Source organism: Hydrogenovibrio sp., assembly GCF_965140365.1.
In the GTDB taxonomy this organism is placed as follows: domain Bacteria; phylum Pseudomonadota; class Gammaproteobacteria; order Thiomicrospirales; family Thiomicrospiraceae; genus Hydrogenovibrio.
Map to the genome: position 1 here is coordinate 1,053,438 of NZ_OZ223196.1, position 14,386 is coordinate 1,067,823.

Sequence of the window (14,386 nt, forward strand, 5' to 3'; positions counted from 1 at the left end):
CTTAAGGTAAATGATTATGTCACGATGGAAAATGATCGAAATTTGGGTCGGCGCGTTTGTCTTGTTTGCGCTGGTCTCACTGGCCGTAGTGGCTTTGAAAGTCAGTAATTTCGAAGGCTTTCAGGATCGTCCAACCTATCAGGTAAATGCACTGTTTAGCAATATTGGCGGTTTGAAGGTACGCTCTCCGGTTAAAATCAGTGGCGTAGTTGTCGGACGGGTCGGAAATATTTCGGTAGACCGAAATACCTATCAAGCGCGTGTGGTGATGGATATTTATAAGGATTACAATCAGTTGCCGCTGGATACCTCGGCCTCGATTTTGACATCGGGTTTGTTGGGCGATCAGTATATCGGCCTGGAGCCGGGGGCGGATGAAGAGTATTTGAGAGACGGTGACCAAATCGATTTGGTGCAACCGGCATTGGTGTTGGAAGAATTGATCGGTCAGTTTTTGACCAAGTTCGCGGACAGTGACTCGGAGGCGAAATGATGCGTTTGTTAAAACAGTTAATGATGTCGGTGATGTTGCTGACGTTGGCATTGGAATCGACGGCTTATGCCGTGGATATTAATCAGAAAGACCCAGAAGTCATGGTGAAAGAGCTGTCGGAAACGGTGGTGTCGGAAGTGGATAAACAGCGTGACGAACTGGAAGCGCATCCAGAAAAAGTGAAAGCCTTCGCCAACGAATATGTGCTGCCGTATGTGGATACGCCGAAAATGGCACGTTATGTCATGGGGCATTACTGGAAGCAGGCATCGGCCAGTCAACAAAAAGCGTTTACCGAAGCCTTTACCAATACGTTATTGCGTTCCTATGCCAAAAGTATTTTGAAATTGCGCGTGACGAAAATTGTGGTGTCGAAAACCGTGGAAACCCGCCCTGGCCGAGCATCGGTGTCAACTGAGGTGACACAGGCGGACGGTAATGTATCGACGGTTGTGTATCGGGCTTATTTGAACAAAAATGATGAAAAGTGGTTTTTGTACGATGTGTCCATTGAAGGCATCAGTATGCTGTTGAATTACCGCAAGTCTTTCGCATCGGAGTTTCAGAAAAAAGGTATTGACGAAGTCATTGCCGGTTTGAATGCTAAAAACCGCGAGTCTCAGGGCTTGGCGGACGAGGGTTAAGCCTTGGTGCTGGTTAACTTATCCGAAGATACCGCGGCTGTTTTGGAAGACGGGGTGCTACGTTTATCCGGACAGGTGGATTCCGATGTGGTCTCTCGTGTCTATGAACAGGGCTTGAATAAGCTGTCCTCAACGGTCACGGAAGTGGACTGCCATTCTTTGAAAGGCGCGGATTCCACCTGTTTGGCTCTGTTGTTGTATTTGCAGTCGCGGCTGTCCGAGCCGCTCAAAGTGGTGGGCTTACCCGATGAACTTCGGGTGTTGGTAAACCTATATGGTTTGCAGGATCAATTTGAACTGGCGTAAGCCGCGCCTTCGGATCCGTTTCTTTTCTATCGCTCAAGTGTTTAACACCTAATGAGAGCTTTGCACGAGATAGTTACACGAGTAAAAATGTCTAAAATCCGTCTGATTTTTGTTGAAAAACTGGCTAATAGCTCGCTATTAGCTGCGTTTCCCGCCCCAATCAGCCAAATTTTCTCTCATTTTTTCTTCGCGTTCTACTCGTGCAAAGCTCTCCCAATATTTAAGTACTAATTTAGAGGATGTTTATGTCATCAGCGGCTGCTGTTTCATTCCAAACCGTTCAAAAGGATTATGGTTCGTTGCAGGCTTTAAAAGGCGTGTCTTTTGACGTCAGGCCTGGGAGTTTTTTCGGTTTGCTCGGCCCGAACGGTGCTGGAAAATCGACGTTGATTAACAGTATGGCGGGTTTGGTTAAACCAACGGGCGGTCGGATCTTAGTAAACGGTTATGACGTGGAAAAAGAGTATCGTCAGGCGCGTCGTTTTTTGGGCGTGGTGCCGCAAGAGCTGATTTCCGACCCGTTTTTCACGATTCGTGAATTGTTGGATATCCAAAGTGGTTATTTTGGCCTGAGAAGTCGTGAGCAACGGCGCTGGGTGGATGAGCTCCTGGATCGTCTGGCCTTGTCGGATAAGGCGAATGCCATTACCAATGAATTGTCAGGCGGCATGAAACGCCGTGTGTTGATTGCGATGGCGCTGGTGCATCAACCGCAAGTCTTGGTGCTGGACGAACCGACCGCAGGGGTGGATGTCGATTTGCGCCGAACCTTGTGGGAGTTTACTAAAGAATTGCATCAAAAAGGGCACACCATTATTTTGACTACGCATTATCTGGAAGAAGCGGAAGCTTTATGTGAAGAAGTGGCGATTGTGAAAGGCGGTGAGCTGAAAGCTTTGGAAACCACGGGTGAGTTGTTGTCACGCCATAATTATCGTTATCTGCGCGTGGTGTTAGAGTCGCCACAAAAAATAGATAAGGCGCAATTATCACCTTTCTTAGAGGAACGTTTCATTGAACAAGATGCCAATGGTTTGATGTTCAAGCTGGAAAAAGAAAAGCCTTTGAACCAAATGTTGAATGCCTTGTCGGAAAGCCATTTGACGGTGAAGGACTTAACCAGTCGCGACGCGACGCTGGAAGAAGTCTTTTTGGATTTGACGGGGGAGAAATAAGTGGAAATGAACTGGACAGGTTGTTGGGCGCTTTTCGTTAAAGAAGTCCGTCGTTTTTATTCGGTGGCCGTGCAAACCATTTTTGCACCGGTGGTCTCCTCTTTGTTATACCTGCTGATTTTCGGTCAGGTAATCGTAACGCAAATCGAGGTGTTTTCCGGTTTGAGTTACAGCCAGTTTTTGATTCCCGGTTTGGTGATGATGACGATTCTGCAGAATGCGTTTTCCAATACGTCATCGAGTCTGATTCAATCGAAAATGCATGGCAACTTAACCTTTGTGATGCTGAGCCCGATTTCGCCTTTGGAGCTTTATCTCGCGTTTGTTGGCGCTTCCATTGTGCGTGGTTTGGCGGTCGGTGTCGGCGTCTTGGTTGTGGGCTTCATCGGGTTTGACATCGCTTTACAGTCGCCGGGTTGGATTTTGTTGTTTGCGGTGCTGAGTGCGGCGATTATGGGTGGTGTCGGTATGACAGCGGGTATCCTGTCGGACAAGTATGACCACTTGGCGGCCTTTCAGAACTTTATTATTATTCCGCTGACCTTCCTGAGCGGTGTGTTTTATTCGATTCATGCGTTGCCGGATTTCTGGCAGGCGTTCTCGCACGTTAATCCATTCTTTTACATGGTGGATGGGTTTCGCTACGGTTTCTTTGAGCAATCCGACGTATCGGTTTACCTAAGTTTAGGGATTACGGTATTGTTCTTTGCACTGATTACGACGATTAATCTGATTTTATTGTATAAAGGCGTTAAAATACGCAATTAATTTTAAGCGGCTCATTATTCGGTTTGCTCCGTGCATGAAAGGGCCGTGAATTCAAGCTGTTGTAGAAAGAAGAATTTGTTATGTCCCCAGAAAAAATCCGTGAAAAAATCCAGGCGGTGCTCGAAGATGCGCAAGTCACCATGAGTGGTGAAGATTGTAATTTTGCGGTTGAAGTCACCTGTGCCGCCTTTGAAGGTAAGTCGCCTTTACAGCGCCATCGCATGGTGAACGATATTTTCAAGGACGAATTTGCTACGGGTGAATTACACGCTCTGTCGATTAAAACCAAGCTGCCAGAGTGAGTGACGGATGGATAAACTAGTCATAGAAGGCCCATGCCAGCTGTCCGGGAGTGTACAGGTTTCGGGCGCTAAGAACGCCGCCTTGCCGATTTTGATGGGCTGTCTGTTGTCGGAAACGCCGGTGACGTTGTCCAATGTACCACATTTAAAAGACGTCACCACGACCATTCAGCTGCTGGCGACGATGGGGGTCGAAGTCATGTTCGACGAGCATTTGAACATCGAAATCGATGCCTCCGAAATTACCACTAAAGAAGCGCCCTATGAATTGGTAAAAACCATGCGGGCTTCGATTTTGGCGATGGGGCCGTTATTGGCACGTTTTGGTGAGGCCAAGGTGTCTTTGCCGGGCGGTTGTGCGATTGGTTCGCGTCCAGTCAATATCCATATTGAAGGGATGGAGAAGATGGGCGCCGACATCAAGGTGGAGCAAGGCTATATTATCGCCAAGGCAGACCGACTGAAAGGCGCTGATATTACCATGGAACCGGTGACGGTCACCGGGACGGAAAACTTGCTGATGGCCGCCGTACTGGCGGAAGGTCAAACCATTTTACGTAATGCGGCTCGCGAACCGGAAGTGTCGGATTTGGCCAATTTTCTGAATGCCATGGGGGCCAAAATCAGCGGCATTGACACTGATACCCTGGTGGTGGAAGGCGTGGAGCGATTGCAAGGGGTTTCTTATAAAGTCATTCCCGACCGAATTGAAGCCGGCACCTACTTAGCGGCGGCGGCCCTCACTAAAAGTTGCGTCACCGTGACCCATGTCGTGCCCGAGCACCTGACAGCCGTGTTGGAGAAATTTACCGAAGCGGGCGCCGATGTTTCATGGAAGGAAGATACCATTACGCTGGACATGCGTGGACGCGAACTGAAACCGGTGGATATCGTGACCGATCCGTATCCGCTGTTTCCAACCGATATGCAAGCGCAGTTTGTGGTGATGAACAGCATTGCCGAAGGGCGGGCTAAGGTGGAAGAAACCATTTTCGAAAACCGCTTTATGCACGTTTCGGAATTGGTTCGAATGGGGGCCGATATCCATGTGGAAGGCAATACCGCTTTCACGCAAGGCGTCGATCATTTGGTTGGTGCGCCCGTCATGGCCACAGATTTAAGAGCGTCGGCCAGTTTGATTTTAGCGGGATTGGTCGCGCATGGCGAAACGGTGGTGAGCCGCATTTACCATATCGACCGTGGTTACGAATTGATTGAAGAAAAATTCCATAAGCTCGGTGCACACATCTACCGGGCGAACTGATAAACGAATGAAGAGGACGTTGTTTAGGCAACAGACGAAATAATGGCTGATCAATTGACGATAGCGCTCTCAAAAGGGCGAATTTACAAAGATACCTTGCCTTTGCTGGAAGCGGCAAATATTTTGCCGGCGGAAGATCCGAGCAAAAGCCGTAAACTGATTATTCCGACCAATCACGATAACGTACGATTGCTGATTGTGCGTGCGACGGATGCTCCGACCTATGTCGCGCATGGGGCGGCCGATATCGGTGTGGCCGGTAAAGATGTGCTGATGGAAGCGCCAACCGACAATTTAAATGAATTGTTGGATTTGCAAATTGCCAAATGCAAACTGATGGTGGCCGGGCCGAAAGAAGCCAAACCACATGGACATCGTCTTAAAATTGCCACCAAATACATTCAATCCGCTAAAGCCTATTACGCGGAAAAAGGCCAGCAAGTGGATTTAATTAAGTTGTATGGCTCCATGGAAATCGCGCCTTTGATTGATTTGGCGGACAAAATTGTCGATTTGGTCGATACCGGTAATACCTTGAAGGCAAATGGGCTGGAGCCAGAAGAGCATATTGCCGATATCAGCTCGCGCCTGATTGTGAACGAACATGCGTATAAGACCAAGTTTAATCAAATTAACGATATTGTTGAGAAATTTAAATCGGCGATTTAATCATCGCCCGGCAGACTGAAGCCGAGGAATTGACCGGCTTCCTGAAAAGATGGAAAAGAAAATGTTGAAAGTTCGAAAACTAGTTGCAAATGACGAAAGCTTTAAAGCCGAGTTGGACGCTTTATTGGCATGGGAAACGGTTTCCAATGAATCGGTGAATCAAATTGTTAAAGACGTGTTGCGTAATGTTCGTCAAAACGGCGACCAAGCACTCTTGGAATACACGGAAAAATTCGATCGCCTGGCGTTAGCGAAGGGTGCGGACTTGGAAATTCCAAAAAGTGACTTGAAAGCGGCTTTGGAACGTATCCCCGCCGATCAGCGCGAAGGCTTGGAATTGTCTGCTCAACGTGTACGCGATTACCATGAAAAGCAAGTCGGCCAGTCCTGGTCTTATACTGAAGACGACGGCACTTTGTTGGGTCAACAGGTTACGCCGCTGGATAAAGTCGGCCTTTATGTCCCCGGTGGTAAAGCGGCTTATCCGTCTTCGGTGATTATGAACGCCATTCCGGCTAAGGTGGCGGGTGTTCCGGAGTTAATCATGGTTGTGCCGACACCGGACGGAGACGTCAATGATATGGTTTTGGCAGCGGCCGAAATTTGTGGTGTCGATCGTGTCTTCAAACTGGGTGGTGCTCAAGCCGTGGCGGCCTTGGCATATGGCACGGAAACCGTTCCGCCGGTCGATAAAATTGTTGGGCCGGGTAACATTTTCGTGGCGACGGCCAAACGCGAAGTGTTCGGTACCGTCGGCATTGACATGATTGCCGGGCCATCGGAAATTTTGGTTTATTGTGACGGCCAGACCAACCCGGACTGGATTGCAATGGATTTGTTTTCTCAGGCAGAGCATGACGAAGATGCTCAGTCGATTCTGGTGACACAAGATGCCGAGTTTGCCGAAAAAGTGTATGACAGCATGAATCGCTTGGTGAAAACCTTGCCGCGTGAAGAAATCATTACCAAAGCCATTACCGATCGTGGTGCGATTATCGTGGTGGACGACGAAGAGCAAGCCGTCGAAATGATTAACGCCATCGCGCCGGAACACTTGGAGTTATCGATTGAAGATCCGCAAGCCTTGCTGCCGAAAATCCGCCACGCCGGTGCGATTTTCATGGGGCGTTACACAGCCGAGGCGCTAGGCGATTATTGTGCCGGTCCGAACCACGTGTTGCCGACATCGCGTACTGCGCGTTTCTCGTCGCCATTGGGGGTTTACGATTTCCAGAAGCGTTCCAGCTTGATTATGTGTTCGGCGGAAGGGGCGAATGTTCTGGGGAAAGTGGCTGGTGTTCTGGCCGACGGTGAAGGCTTGCAGGCGCACGCCGCTTCGGCGCGTTACCGTGTTAAAGACTGATTCGCGTTACGTTTCATAAAAAATGACCAGGCCTGGTCATTTTTTTTTGCCCGCAATATACCTAGCTGTTTTCGTCTTAGGGAGGAAAAATGCACATTTCGGAATTGACTGAATATTTAGACAATTATCTGCGAGTCGCGGATTTTAAAGATTATGCCCCAAATGGGTTGCAAGTATCCGGAAAAGCCGAAATCGCTAAAATTGTCACTGGCGTGACGGCGTGTCAGGCGTTGATTGACGAAGCCATTGAGCAAAAAGCAGATGCGATTTTGGTGCATCACGGCTACTTCTGGAAAAACGAACCGGCCACCCTGACGGGCATGAAGCAAAAGCGTATCCGAAGCTTATTAATGAATGACATTAATCTGTTGGGGTATCATTTGCCCTTGGATGCGCATCCGGTCGTTGGCAATAACGCCATGCTCGGCCAAATGTGGGGGTTGGAAGACATTACGCCGGATGTAAAGAGCTTGGTTCGGTTGGGGCGTTTAGCCTCGCCGAAGCCGGTTGATGAGTTTATTGAAATGGTTGAAACCTCTTTGGCTCGTACGCCGTTGCATTTGCCGGGTGGCCCGGAGACGATTGAAACGGTGGCCTGGTGCAGCGGCGGAGCGCAAGGGTATATCCAGCAAGCGATTGATTGGCAGGCGGATATGTTTATCAGTGGCGAAGTGTCGGAACAAACCACGCATCAAGCGCTGGAGAGTAGGGTGCATTACTTAGCGGCCGGGCATCATGCCACCGAGCGTGTTGGGGTTAAAGCACTAGGTGAACATTTGGCACAACAATTTGATTTGGAAGTGGTTTTTGTGGATGTTCCGAATCCGGTTTAATGAAAAACCGAGTCAAGCGGTCGGGTTATGAACAGTTTTTTTTATGCCTATGATTAGTTTTATTTATAAAAATATTTTTAATGGTCATAAATAGATATTGATGTAAGGATTAATTTTGCTTTGGTAAAATAGCCAGCCGCTTTGATTATTTTTAAGGTTTATTGGGCTGACCGCAGGGTTTGCCGCGAGAAAATTTAAAAATACGATCAACGTATAACGATTAAGAAAATGGACAAAAGAGGAAGTCTCTATGTCGTCAAAAGAGCAGACTGAGAACAAAAACCTGACGCGTCGTAAAGTATTGACGGCCGCGACAGGTGTTTTAGGGGCGGCAGGCGCTACCTTTGTAGCGGTTCCTTTCGTGAGTTCCTGGCAGCCGAGTGAAAAAGCCAAGGCCGCCGGGGCTCCTGTGGATGCGGATTTGAATTTACTCTCACCCGGCCAAATGTTGACGGTTTCCTGGCGTGGTAAACCGGTTTGGGTGGTTAGACGGACGACGGAAATGCTGAGTATTTTGCCAACCTTAGACGGTGAATTACGCGATCCGAATTCGAATGATTCCGTGCAACCGGAATATTGTAAGAACGAAGTCCGAGCTTTGAACGAAGAATACCTGGTTGTCGTCGGTGTCTGTACGCACTTGGGTTGCGCGCCGATGTATCGCCCGGCGGTCGATTCGCCGGATATGGCGAAGGGCTGGAAAGGCGGTTTCTTCTGTCCGTGTCACGGTTCCAGTTTCGATTTGGCTGGTCGCGTCTTCCAAGGCGTTCCGGCACCGACTAACTTGGAAATTCCACCTTATCGTTATGTTTCCGATTCGGTCATTAGAGTGGGTGAGAACCCAGAAGAAGGAGTGGTTTGATGCAGACAGAACATAAGAAACCTCAAAACTCTCTACTGGCCTGGTTGGATGCGCGCTATCCGCTTGTCAGCACATGGAATGAGCATGTCGCGGAGTATTACGCGCCTAAAAATTTCAACTTCTGGTATTTTTTCGGTTCACTGGCGCTGTTGGTGTTGGTCAACCAATTCGTTACCGGCATCTGGTTGACCATGAGCTTTAAGCCAAGTGCGGCTGAAGCCTTTAACTCTGTCGAATACATCATGCGTGATGTCGAGTGGGGTTGGTTAATTCGTTATATGCACTCCACCGGGGCCTCGGCTTTCTTTATTGTTATTTACTTCCATATGATGCGGGGGCTGCTCTACGGCTCCTATAAGAATCCGCGTGAATTGGTGTGGATATTGGGAATGCTAATCTTCCTGGTGTTGATGGCGGAAGCCTTTATGGGCTATTTGTTGCCTTGGGGACAAATGTCCTACTGGGGCGCACAGGTCATTATTTCACTGTTCGGGGCCATACCTGTTGTGGGACCGGATTTAGCCGTGTGGGTGCGGGGTGACTTTGTTATTTCCGATGCCACCTTGAACCGCTTCTTCGCATTGCACGTGATTGCCTTGCCGTTGGTACTGGTGATTCTGGTGTTCATGCACATAGTGGCGTTGCACAAAGTCGGCTCCAACAACCCGGACGGCGTGGAAATCAAAAAGTACAAAAACGAAAAAGGGTTGCCAATCGACGGTATCCCGTTCCATCCTTACTATACGGTTAAGGATTTGTTCGGCGCGTCCGTGTTCATGTTGTTGTTCGCAATCGTGGTGTTTTATTTCCCGGAAGGCGGCGGCTACTTCATCGAACCGCCGAACTTTGAACCGGCGAACCCGTTGAAGACGCCGGAGCACATTGCCCCTGTCTGGTATTTCACGCCATACTATGCGGTGTTGCGTGCCGTGCCGGATAAATTGCTGGGTGTCATTGCGATGGGCGCGGCGATTGCGGTGCTCTTCGCCATGCCGTGGCTGGACCGCTGTAAAGTGAAGTCCATCCGTTATCGTGGTGCGTCCTTTAAAGTGTTGTTGACCATGTTTGTGGTGAGTTTCTTGGTTTTAGGCTGGTTGGGTACACAGCCGGCGACACCGGAACTGACGAAATTGGCGCGCGTTTTCACCGCGACCTATTTCCTGTTCTTTATTATCTTGCCATTCACATCGGTGAGTGAGAAAACCAAGCCAATTCCGGAGAGGGTCAGTTAACATGAGAAAAATCAGTTCAATTTTCATTTTATGCATGCTTTTCCCGTTGGCTGGTTTCGCGGCTGGCGGTCCGGCACTGGACTTGGAGAAAGCCGATAACAGCCTGGAAGACAAAGACTCGCTGAAGCGCGGTGCGGTTTTGTTCTCAAACTACTGCATGGCGTGTCACTCGGTGAAATATCTACGTTATAACCGCATTGCCCGTGATTTCGGTTGGACCGATGAAGAAGTGGTCGAAGCGATGGCGCATGGCCAGAATCGAGCGGTGGATAACGTCACCACCCGTATGTTGCCGGGTGTTGATGAAGAAGTGCTTGGCACGAAAGTGCCGGACTTGTCACTGATGGCACGTTTGAAAGGTTCCGATTACATCTATAGCTTCATGCGAGGCTATGAGTTGGACGAAAAGACTGGAGAATGGGATAATCGCCTATTGCACGGCACCGTGATGCCGAATGTCTTGGAAGGCATGCAGCGTCATATGTCAGCCGAAGAGTTTAAACAGGCTACGCGCGATATTACCAACTTTTTGGAGTACGCGGGGGAACCGGCTAAGATGCAACGCCATGACCTCGGCTGGAAGGTGATTCTCTTCCTGTTGGTCTTGATCCTATTGACTTATTTATTGAAAAAAGAATACTGGCGAGACATCAAACATTGATCGCTGTTTTCGAAAGCCCGCTCTGCGGGCTTTTTTGTTTAGGTGACGTCTAAAAATGGCTAAAAAAGTGAAACTGGCGTATGTCTGTACCGAGTGTGGTGCCGATTATGCGCAATGGCAAGGGCAATGTACCGCCTGTGGTGAATGGAACTCTTTGAAGGAATTCAAGGTATCGGCCTCCAAAACCAAAGCTTCAGGGCGGACGCAAACCGTCGGTTATGCCGGAGCGTCCGAACAAACCGTGATGTCGGTCAACGAAGTCGAGCTGTCGGAAGTGCCTCGTATTGATTCCAGCTTGTCCGAGTTGGATCGTGTGCTGGGTGGCGGCATTGTGCCGGGGTCGGTGGTGTTGATTGGTGGCGATCCGGGTGTCGGTAAGTCGTCGTTGCTGTTGCAGGTTTGTTGTCAGTTGAGTCAGAGTCAAAAAGTGCTTTATGTGACTGGCGAAGAATCTTTGCAGCAGGTAGCCATGCGCGCTAAACGGATGACGTTGCCGGAAGATAAGCTGCGTTTGCTGACGGAAACGGATGTGGAGGCCATCACCATGGCGGCGCAGACAGAGCAACCCAAAGTGATGGTGGTGGATTCGATTCAGACCATGCAGTTGGGTGACGTCAGCAGTGCGGCGGGTGGCGTGTCGCAGGTGCGCGAATCGGCTGCTTATCTGACGCGTTTCGCCAAACAAAATCAAATTATGGTGTTTCTGGTCGGTCATGTGACCAAGTCTGGCGAGGTCGCCGGACCACGGGTACTGGAACATATTGTCGATACGGTGTTGTTTTTGGAAGGGCAATCCGACAGTCGTTTCCGCACTTTGCGTGCCATTAAAAACCGTTTTGGTGCCGTCAATGAACTGGGTGTGTTTGCCATGACCGATAAGGGAATGAAGCAAATTAAAAATCCGTCTGCAATTTTTTTGTCTCGGGCGGAGGAACCCTCGCCGGGGTCGGCGGTGATGGTGCTCTGGGAAGGCTCTCGCCCTTTATTGGTCGAGATTCAAGCGTTGGTCGATGAGTCGCCGTATGGTGCACCGAAACGGGTGACGGTCGGTTTGGAATACAACCGTTTGTCGATGTTGCTGGCGGTGTTGCACCGCCATGCCGGCGTACAGGCCGGAGATCAGGACGTTTACGTTAATGTGGTGGGCGGCGTGAAGGTCAGCGAGACCAGCGCGGATTTGGCGGTGCTGTGTGCCATTGTCTCCAGTTTGAAAAATAAAGTCCTGCCACAAGATTGGATTGTATTTGGTGAGGTTGGGTTGTCCGGCGAAATTCGACCGGTCTCCAGTGGTCAAGAACGCATTCTCGAAGCGGCCAAGCACGGTTTTAAAAAGGCGATCGTGCCGAACGCCAATATTCCGAAAGGCGGAGTGCCTGGCATGGAGGTCATCGGAGTCTCAACGCTTCAGCAAGCCTTGGCGCAAATATAGCCACAACCGATACGAATTTTTACCCCGTTCTATCGACGGGGATTTCATGTAGAATAGCCATTATATTCCAATCGCTTTTAGGTGATATCAGGCTATGACACATCAATCCACCCATCAATCCGCAGGGCTGGAAGCCATTCACCTGAATGACGTCGAACTTGCTTCGGCGGTGGTGCGTTCTAGCGGTGAAGCCGAGTGGTGGATTGAGTCACAAAATGACGCCGCCAAAGCGATTTGGGGCGATTACGACCTCTCGCAGGACATTTCATTACGTTTATCACTGATGGAAGCGGATAAAAAACGCATTCCCAGTAGCTTTCTGCATAAAATTCCCGGCAATATCCAATCGTTGCGTTTTATTGTGACACCGCACCAAGGTTGCCTGTTGGTGCAGTTTTTTCCCGACTTTTCCGAACACCATTCCCAAGAAGATGGCATTTTTGATTTTTACGAAACCGTTCTGGAAGCCTCGCATAATGGCGTGTTTGATTTCAATCTGACCGATGAATCGGTCAAATACAGTCGCAACGTGCATGAAATTTGTGGCGTGACCGTATCCGATTTAGGGCGCACCAAGTCGGATTTCTTTAAACGCATCCACCCGGACGATATCGAGGCGGTGGACGAAGCGCTGGAAATGCACTTGGAAACCGCCTGGCCGTTTGAAGTGGAGTTTCGTTTCAAAACGGCGATGGGCATTTACATTTGGTTGCAAAGTTGCGGTAAAGCGATTAAAGATACTGAAGACGATGAAGCCGTCCGTTTTGTGGGCAACCTGGTTAATATTTCCGAACGAAAATTTGTCGAAGACATGGTGAAGCAGCGTGAGCAGTTGGTGGAGCAAATCATCGATAGCTTGCCGATTAGTATTTATGTGAAAGACGATAAAGGCTGTTTCCGGTTTTTCAGTGAGCAGACGGAAAAAGATACCGGTATTGATCGGGCTTTGGCCATTGGCAAAACCGATTATGAAATATTTCCGATTGAACAAGCCAAACAGTCGGCGTTACAAGATCAGAAAGTGATACAAGAAGGGCGCTTGATTGTCTCAGAAGAACCGGTTCAGTTGCCCAATGGTGAATGCCGATGGCTGATGCAGGGCAAAGGGCCGATTACGATTTATGAAGATGATTCGGTCAAAAATTGGTTGCTCGGTTTTTCATTGGATATCACCGAGCGTAAACTGGCGGAAGACTTGCAGCGGGATGCCAAGATGGCGGCCGAGGAAGCCGTTCAGGTGAAATCCGAATTTCTGTCGGTCATGAGCCATGAAATTCGCACACCGCTGAACTCCGTCATTGGTACCGCGCAACTGTTACAAGATATGGCGCTGGAAGATGAACAAAAGCATTATGTCGATATGATTCGCCATTCCGGCGAGCACTTGTTGCAGTTGATTAACGATATCCTTGATTTCAACAAGCTGGAAGCCAATAAGGTTGAGCTGGAATCGGCGGCATTCGATCTGTCCCGGTTGATACGAGGCATTCTGGACATGAATGGTTTGCTGGCGGAGAAAAAAGGCGTGAAATTGTCCGAAGACTATTCGGAACGTTTATCGGTTTATTACCTTGGCGACGCGGCGCGTGTGCGTCAAATTCTGTTGAACCTGGTCGGCAATGCATTGAAGTTCACAACGAAAGGTCGTGTGTCGGTGAAGGTTCGGCCGACCGAAACAAAGCGCATTCGTTTTGAAGTAACGGATTCGGGCATCGGCATCCGTGCTGAGCATATCGACAAACTCTTTTCGGCTTTCACACAAGCGGATGCTTCCACCACTCGGCAATTCGGCGGTACGGGGCTAGGGTTGTCTATCTGTAAAAAACTAGTGGATATGATGGGCGGTGATATTGGCGTCAACAGTGAATACGGCCACGGCAGCACCTTTTGGTTCGAATTGCCATTGGTGCCGGCGAACCCGCCAAAAGTTCCTGTCGAGACGTTCCAGGAAATGGATTTGGACGTGGCCCCTCTGAACATTCTGGTGGCGGAGGATAATTTACCCAATCAATTACTGATCAAGGCCATTCTGTCCAAGCTTGGGCATCAAGTCACGGTGGTCGGTAATGGCCTTGAGGCCGTTGAGATGGTGAAGGTGGCGGACCATTCGTTTGATGTGGTGTTAATGGATATGCAAATGCCGGAAATGGATGGGTTGACAGCGACGCATCAAATCCGAGAACTCACTTCCAGCCGAGCCAGCGTGCCCATTATCGCCTTGACCGCGAATGCGTTGAGCGGTGATCGCGAGAAAGTTTTGGAAGCCGGTATGAACGATTACCTGACTAAGCCGCTTGATGTGACGCAGTTGAAGCGTTTGTTGATGGTTTGGGGCGCGGCGAACCAACGGTTACCGGGGTTTGAGTAAAACGCCCAGGCCTGGGC

The 14,386-nt window shown here is 49.4% G+C and carries 15 protein-coding genes; all 15 read left to right on the forward strand.

Annotated features, from left to right (window positions below; translation table 11 throughout):
* Nucleotides 1–16 precede the first annotated feature (16 nt).
* The 15 genes from mlaD to AC0KH7_RS05055 all read left to right on the forward strand — a co-directional run bounded on the left by mlaD (nt 17) and on the right by AC0KH7_RS05055 (nt 14,369).
* Nucleotides 17–493: an outer membrane lipid asymmetry maintenance protein MlaD gene (mlaD, locus tag AC0KH7_RS04985; RefSeq protein ID WP_472371266.1), complete on the forward strand. Its 477-nt coding sequence runs from the start codon at nt 17–19 to the stop codon at nt 491–493.
* Nucleotides 490–1,137, forward strand: coding sequence for an MlaC/ttg2D family ABC transporter substrate-binding protein (locus AC0KH7_RS04990; protein ID WP_472371268.1), 648 nt, complete (start codon nt 490–492; stop codon nt 1,135–1,137). Before mlaD ends, AC0KH7_RS04990 begins: the two co-directional genes overlap by 4 nt.
* A gap of 6 nt (nt 1,138–1,143) precedes the next feature.
* On the forward strand, nt 1,144–1,443 hold the full coding sequence (locus AC0KH7_RS04995) for an STAS domain-containing protein (protein ID WP_472373786.1): 300 nt from the start codon (nt 1,144–1,146) through the stop codon (nt 1,441–1,443).
* 245 nt (nt 1,444–1,688) lie between these two features.
* Nucleotides 1,689–2,618 (forward strand): ABC transporter ATP-binding protein, encoded by a 930-nt coding sequence (locus AC0KH7_RS05000; protein WP_472371270.1) that lies wholly within the window; start codon nt 1,689–1,691, stop codon nt 2,616–2,618.
* Between the two features lie 6 nt (nt 2,619–2,624).
* Nucleotides 2,625–3,386, forward strand: a complete 762-nt coding sequence (locus AC0KH7_RS05005; protein ID WP_472373787.1) for an ABC transporter permease — start codon at nt 2,625–2,627, stop codon at nt 3,384–3,386.
* A gap of 80 nt (nt 3,387–3,466) precedes the next feature.
* Nucleotides 3,467–3,688 carry a BolA family protein gene (locus AC0KH7_RS05010; RefSeq protein ID WP_472371272.1) on the forward strand — a complete coding sequence of 74 codons (222 nt, stop codon included), beginning with the start codon at nt 3,467–3,469 and terminating at the stop codon, nt 3,686–3,688.
* Between the two features lie 7 nt (nt 3,689–3,695).
* Entirely contained in the window at nt 3,696–4,952 is a 1,257-nt protein-coding gene (gene murA / locus AC0KH7_RS05015) for a UDP-N-acetylglucosamine 1-carboxyvinyltransferase (protein WP_472371274.1), read from the forward strand.
* Nucleotides 4,953–4,994: 42 nt separating this feature from the next.
* Complete coding sequence (hisG, locus tag AC0KH7_RS05020; RefSeq protein ID WP_472371276.1) at nt 4,995–5,621, forward strand: ATP phosphoribosyltransferase; 627 nt, start codon at nt 4,995–4,997, stop codon at nt 5,619–5,621.
* 61 nt (nt 5,622–5,682) lie between these two features.
* Nucleotides 5,683–6,984, forward strand: coding sequence for a histidinol dehydrogenase (gene hisD, locus AC0KH7_RS05025; protein WP_472371278.1), 1,302 nt, complete (start codon nt 5,683–5,685; stop codon nt 6,982–6,984).
* An 89-nt stretch (nt 6,985–7,073) separates the two neighbouring features.
* On the forward strand, nt 7,074–7,817 hold the full coding sequence (locus tag AC0KH7_RS05030; protein WP_472371280.1) for a Nif3-like dinuclear metal center hexameric protein: 744 nt from the start codon (nt 7,074–7,076) through the stop codon (nt 7,815–7,817).
* A 250-nt stretch (nt 7,818–8,067) separates the two neighbouring features.
* Nucleotides 8,068–8,679, forward strand: coding sequence for a ubiquinol-cytochrome c reductase iron-sulfur subunit (petA, locus tag AC0KH7_RS05035; protein ID WP_472371282.1), 612 nt, complete (start codon nt 8,068–8,070; stop codon nt 8,677–8,679).
* Nucleotides 8,679–9,911 (forward strand): cytochrome b, encoded by a 1,233-nt coding sequence (locus AC0KH7_RS05040; RefSeq protein ID WP_029937849.1) that lies wholly within the window; start codon nt 8,679–8,681, stop codon nt 9,909–9,911. The genes petA and AC0KH7_RS05040 overlap by 1 nt, the downstream gene beginning before the upstream one ends.
* Before the next feature lies 1 nt (nt 9,912).
* Nucleotides 9,913–10,572 carry a cytochrome c1 gene (locus AC0KH7_RS05045; protein ID WP_472371284.1) on the forward strand — a complete coding sequence of 220 codons (660 nt, stop codon included), beginning with the start codon at nt 9,913–9,915 and terminating at the stop codon, nt 10,570–10,572.
* Nucleotides 10,573–10,627: 55 nt separating this feature from the next.
* Nucleotides 10,628–12,001: a DNA repair protein RadA gene (gene radA, locus AC0KH7_RS05050; protein WP_472371286.1), complete on the forward strand. Its 1,374-nt coding sequence runs from the start codon at nt 10,628–10,630 to the stop codon at nt 11,999–12,001.
* A 94-nt stretch (nt 12,002–12,095) separates the two neighbouring features.
* Nucleotides 12,096–14,369: an ATP-binding protein gene (locus tag AC0KH7_RS05055; RefSeq protein WP_472371288.1), complete on the forward strand. Its 2,274-nt coding sequence runs from the start codon at nt 12,096–12,098 to the stop codon at nt 14,367–14,369.
* The last annotated feature ends 17 nt before the right edge of the window (nt 14,370–14,386 follow it).

Excerpts from the sequence above, each read along its gene's own strand:
- radA (WP_472371286.1), top strand. The coding sequence starts at position 10,628 with ATGGCTAAAAAAGTGAAACTGGCGTATGTCTGTACCGAGTGTGGTGCC.
- hisD (WP_472371278.1), top strand. The coding sequence starts at position 5,683 with ATGTTGAAAGTTCGAAAACTAGTTGCAAATGACGAAAGCTTTAAAGCC.
- petA (WP_472371282.1), top strand. The coding sequence starts at position 8,068 with ATGTCGTCAAAAGAGCAGACTGAGAACAAAAACCTGACGCGTCGTAAA.
- AC0KH7_RS05005 (WP_472373787.1), top strand. The coding sequence starts at position 2,625 with ATGAACTGGACAGGTTGTTGGGCGCTTTTCGTTAAAGAAGTCCGTCGT.
- hisG (WP_472371276.1), top strand. The coding sequence starts at position 4,995 with ATGGCTGATCAATTGACGATAGCGCTCTCAAAAGGGCGAATTTACAAA.
- AC0KH7_RS05030 (WP_472371280.1), top strand. The coding sequence starts at position 7,074 with ATGCACATTTCGGAATTGACTGAATATTTAGACAATTATCTGCGAGTC.
- AC0KH7_RS05045 (WP_472371284.1), top strand. The coding sequence starts at position 9,913 with ATGAGAAAAATCAGTTCAATTTTCATTTTATGCATGCTTTTCCCGTTG.
- mlaD (WP_472371266.1), top strand. The coding sequence starts at position 17 with ATGTCACGATGGAAAATGATCGAAATTTGGGTCGGCGCGTTTGTCTTG.
- AC0KH7_RS05000 (WP_472371270.1), top strand. The coding sequence starts at position 1,689 with ATGTCATCAGCGGCTGCTGTTTCATTCCAAACCGTTCAAAAGGATTAT.
- AC0KH7_RS05040 (WP_029937849.1), top strand. The coding sequence starts at position 8,679 with ATGCAGACAGAACATAAGAAACCTCAAAACTCTCTACTGGCCTGGTTG.
- murA (WP_472371274.1), top strand. The coding sequence starts at position 3,696 with ATGGATAAACTAGTCATAGAAGGCCCATGCCAGCTGTCCGGGAGTGTA.
- AC0KH7_RS05055 (WP_472371288.1), top strand. The coding sequence starts at position 12,096 with ATGACACATCAATCCACCCATCAATCCGCAGGGCTGGAAGCCATTCAC.
- AC0KH7_RS04990 (WP_472371268.1), top strand. The coding sequence starts at position 490 with ATGATGCGTTTGTTAAAACAGTTAATGATGTCGGTGATGTTGCTGACG.
- AC0KH7_RS05010 (WP_472371272.1), top strand. The coding sequence starts at position 3,467 with ATGTCCCCAGAAAAAATCCGTGAAAAAATCCAGGCGGTGCTCGAAGAT.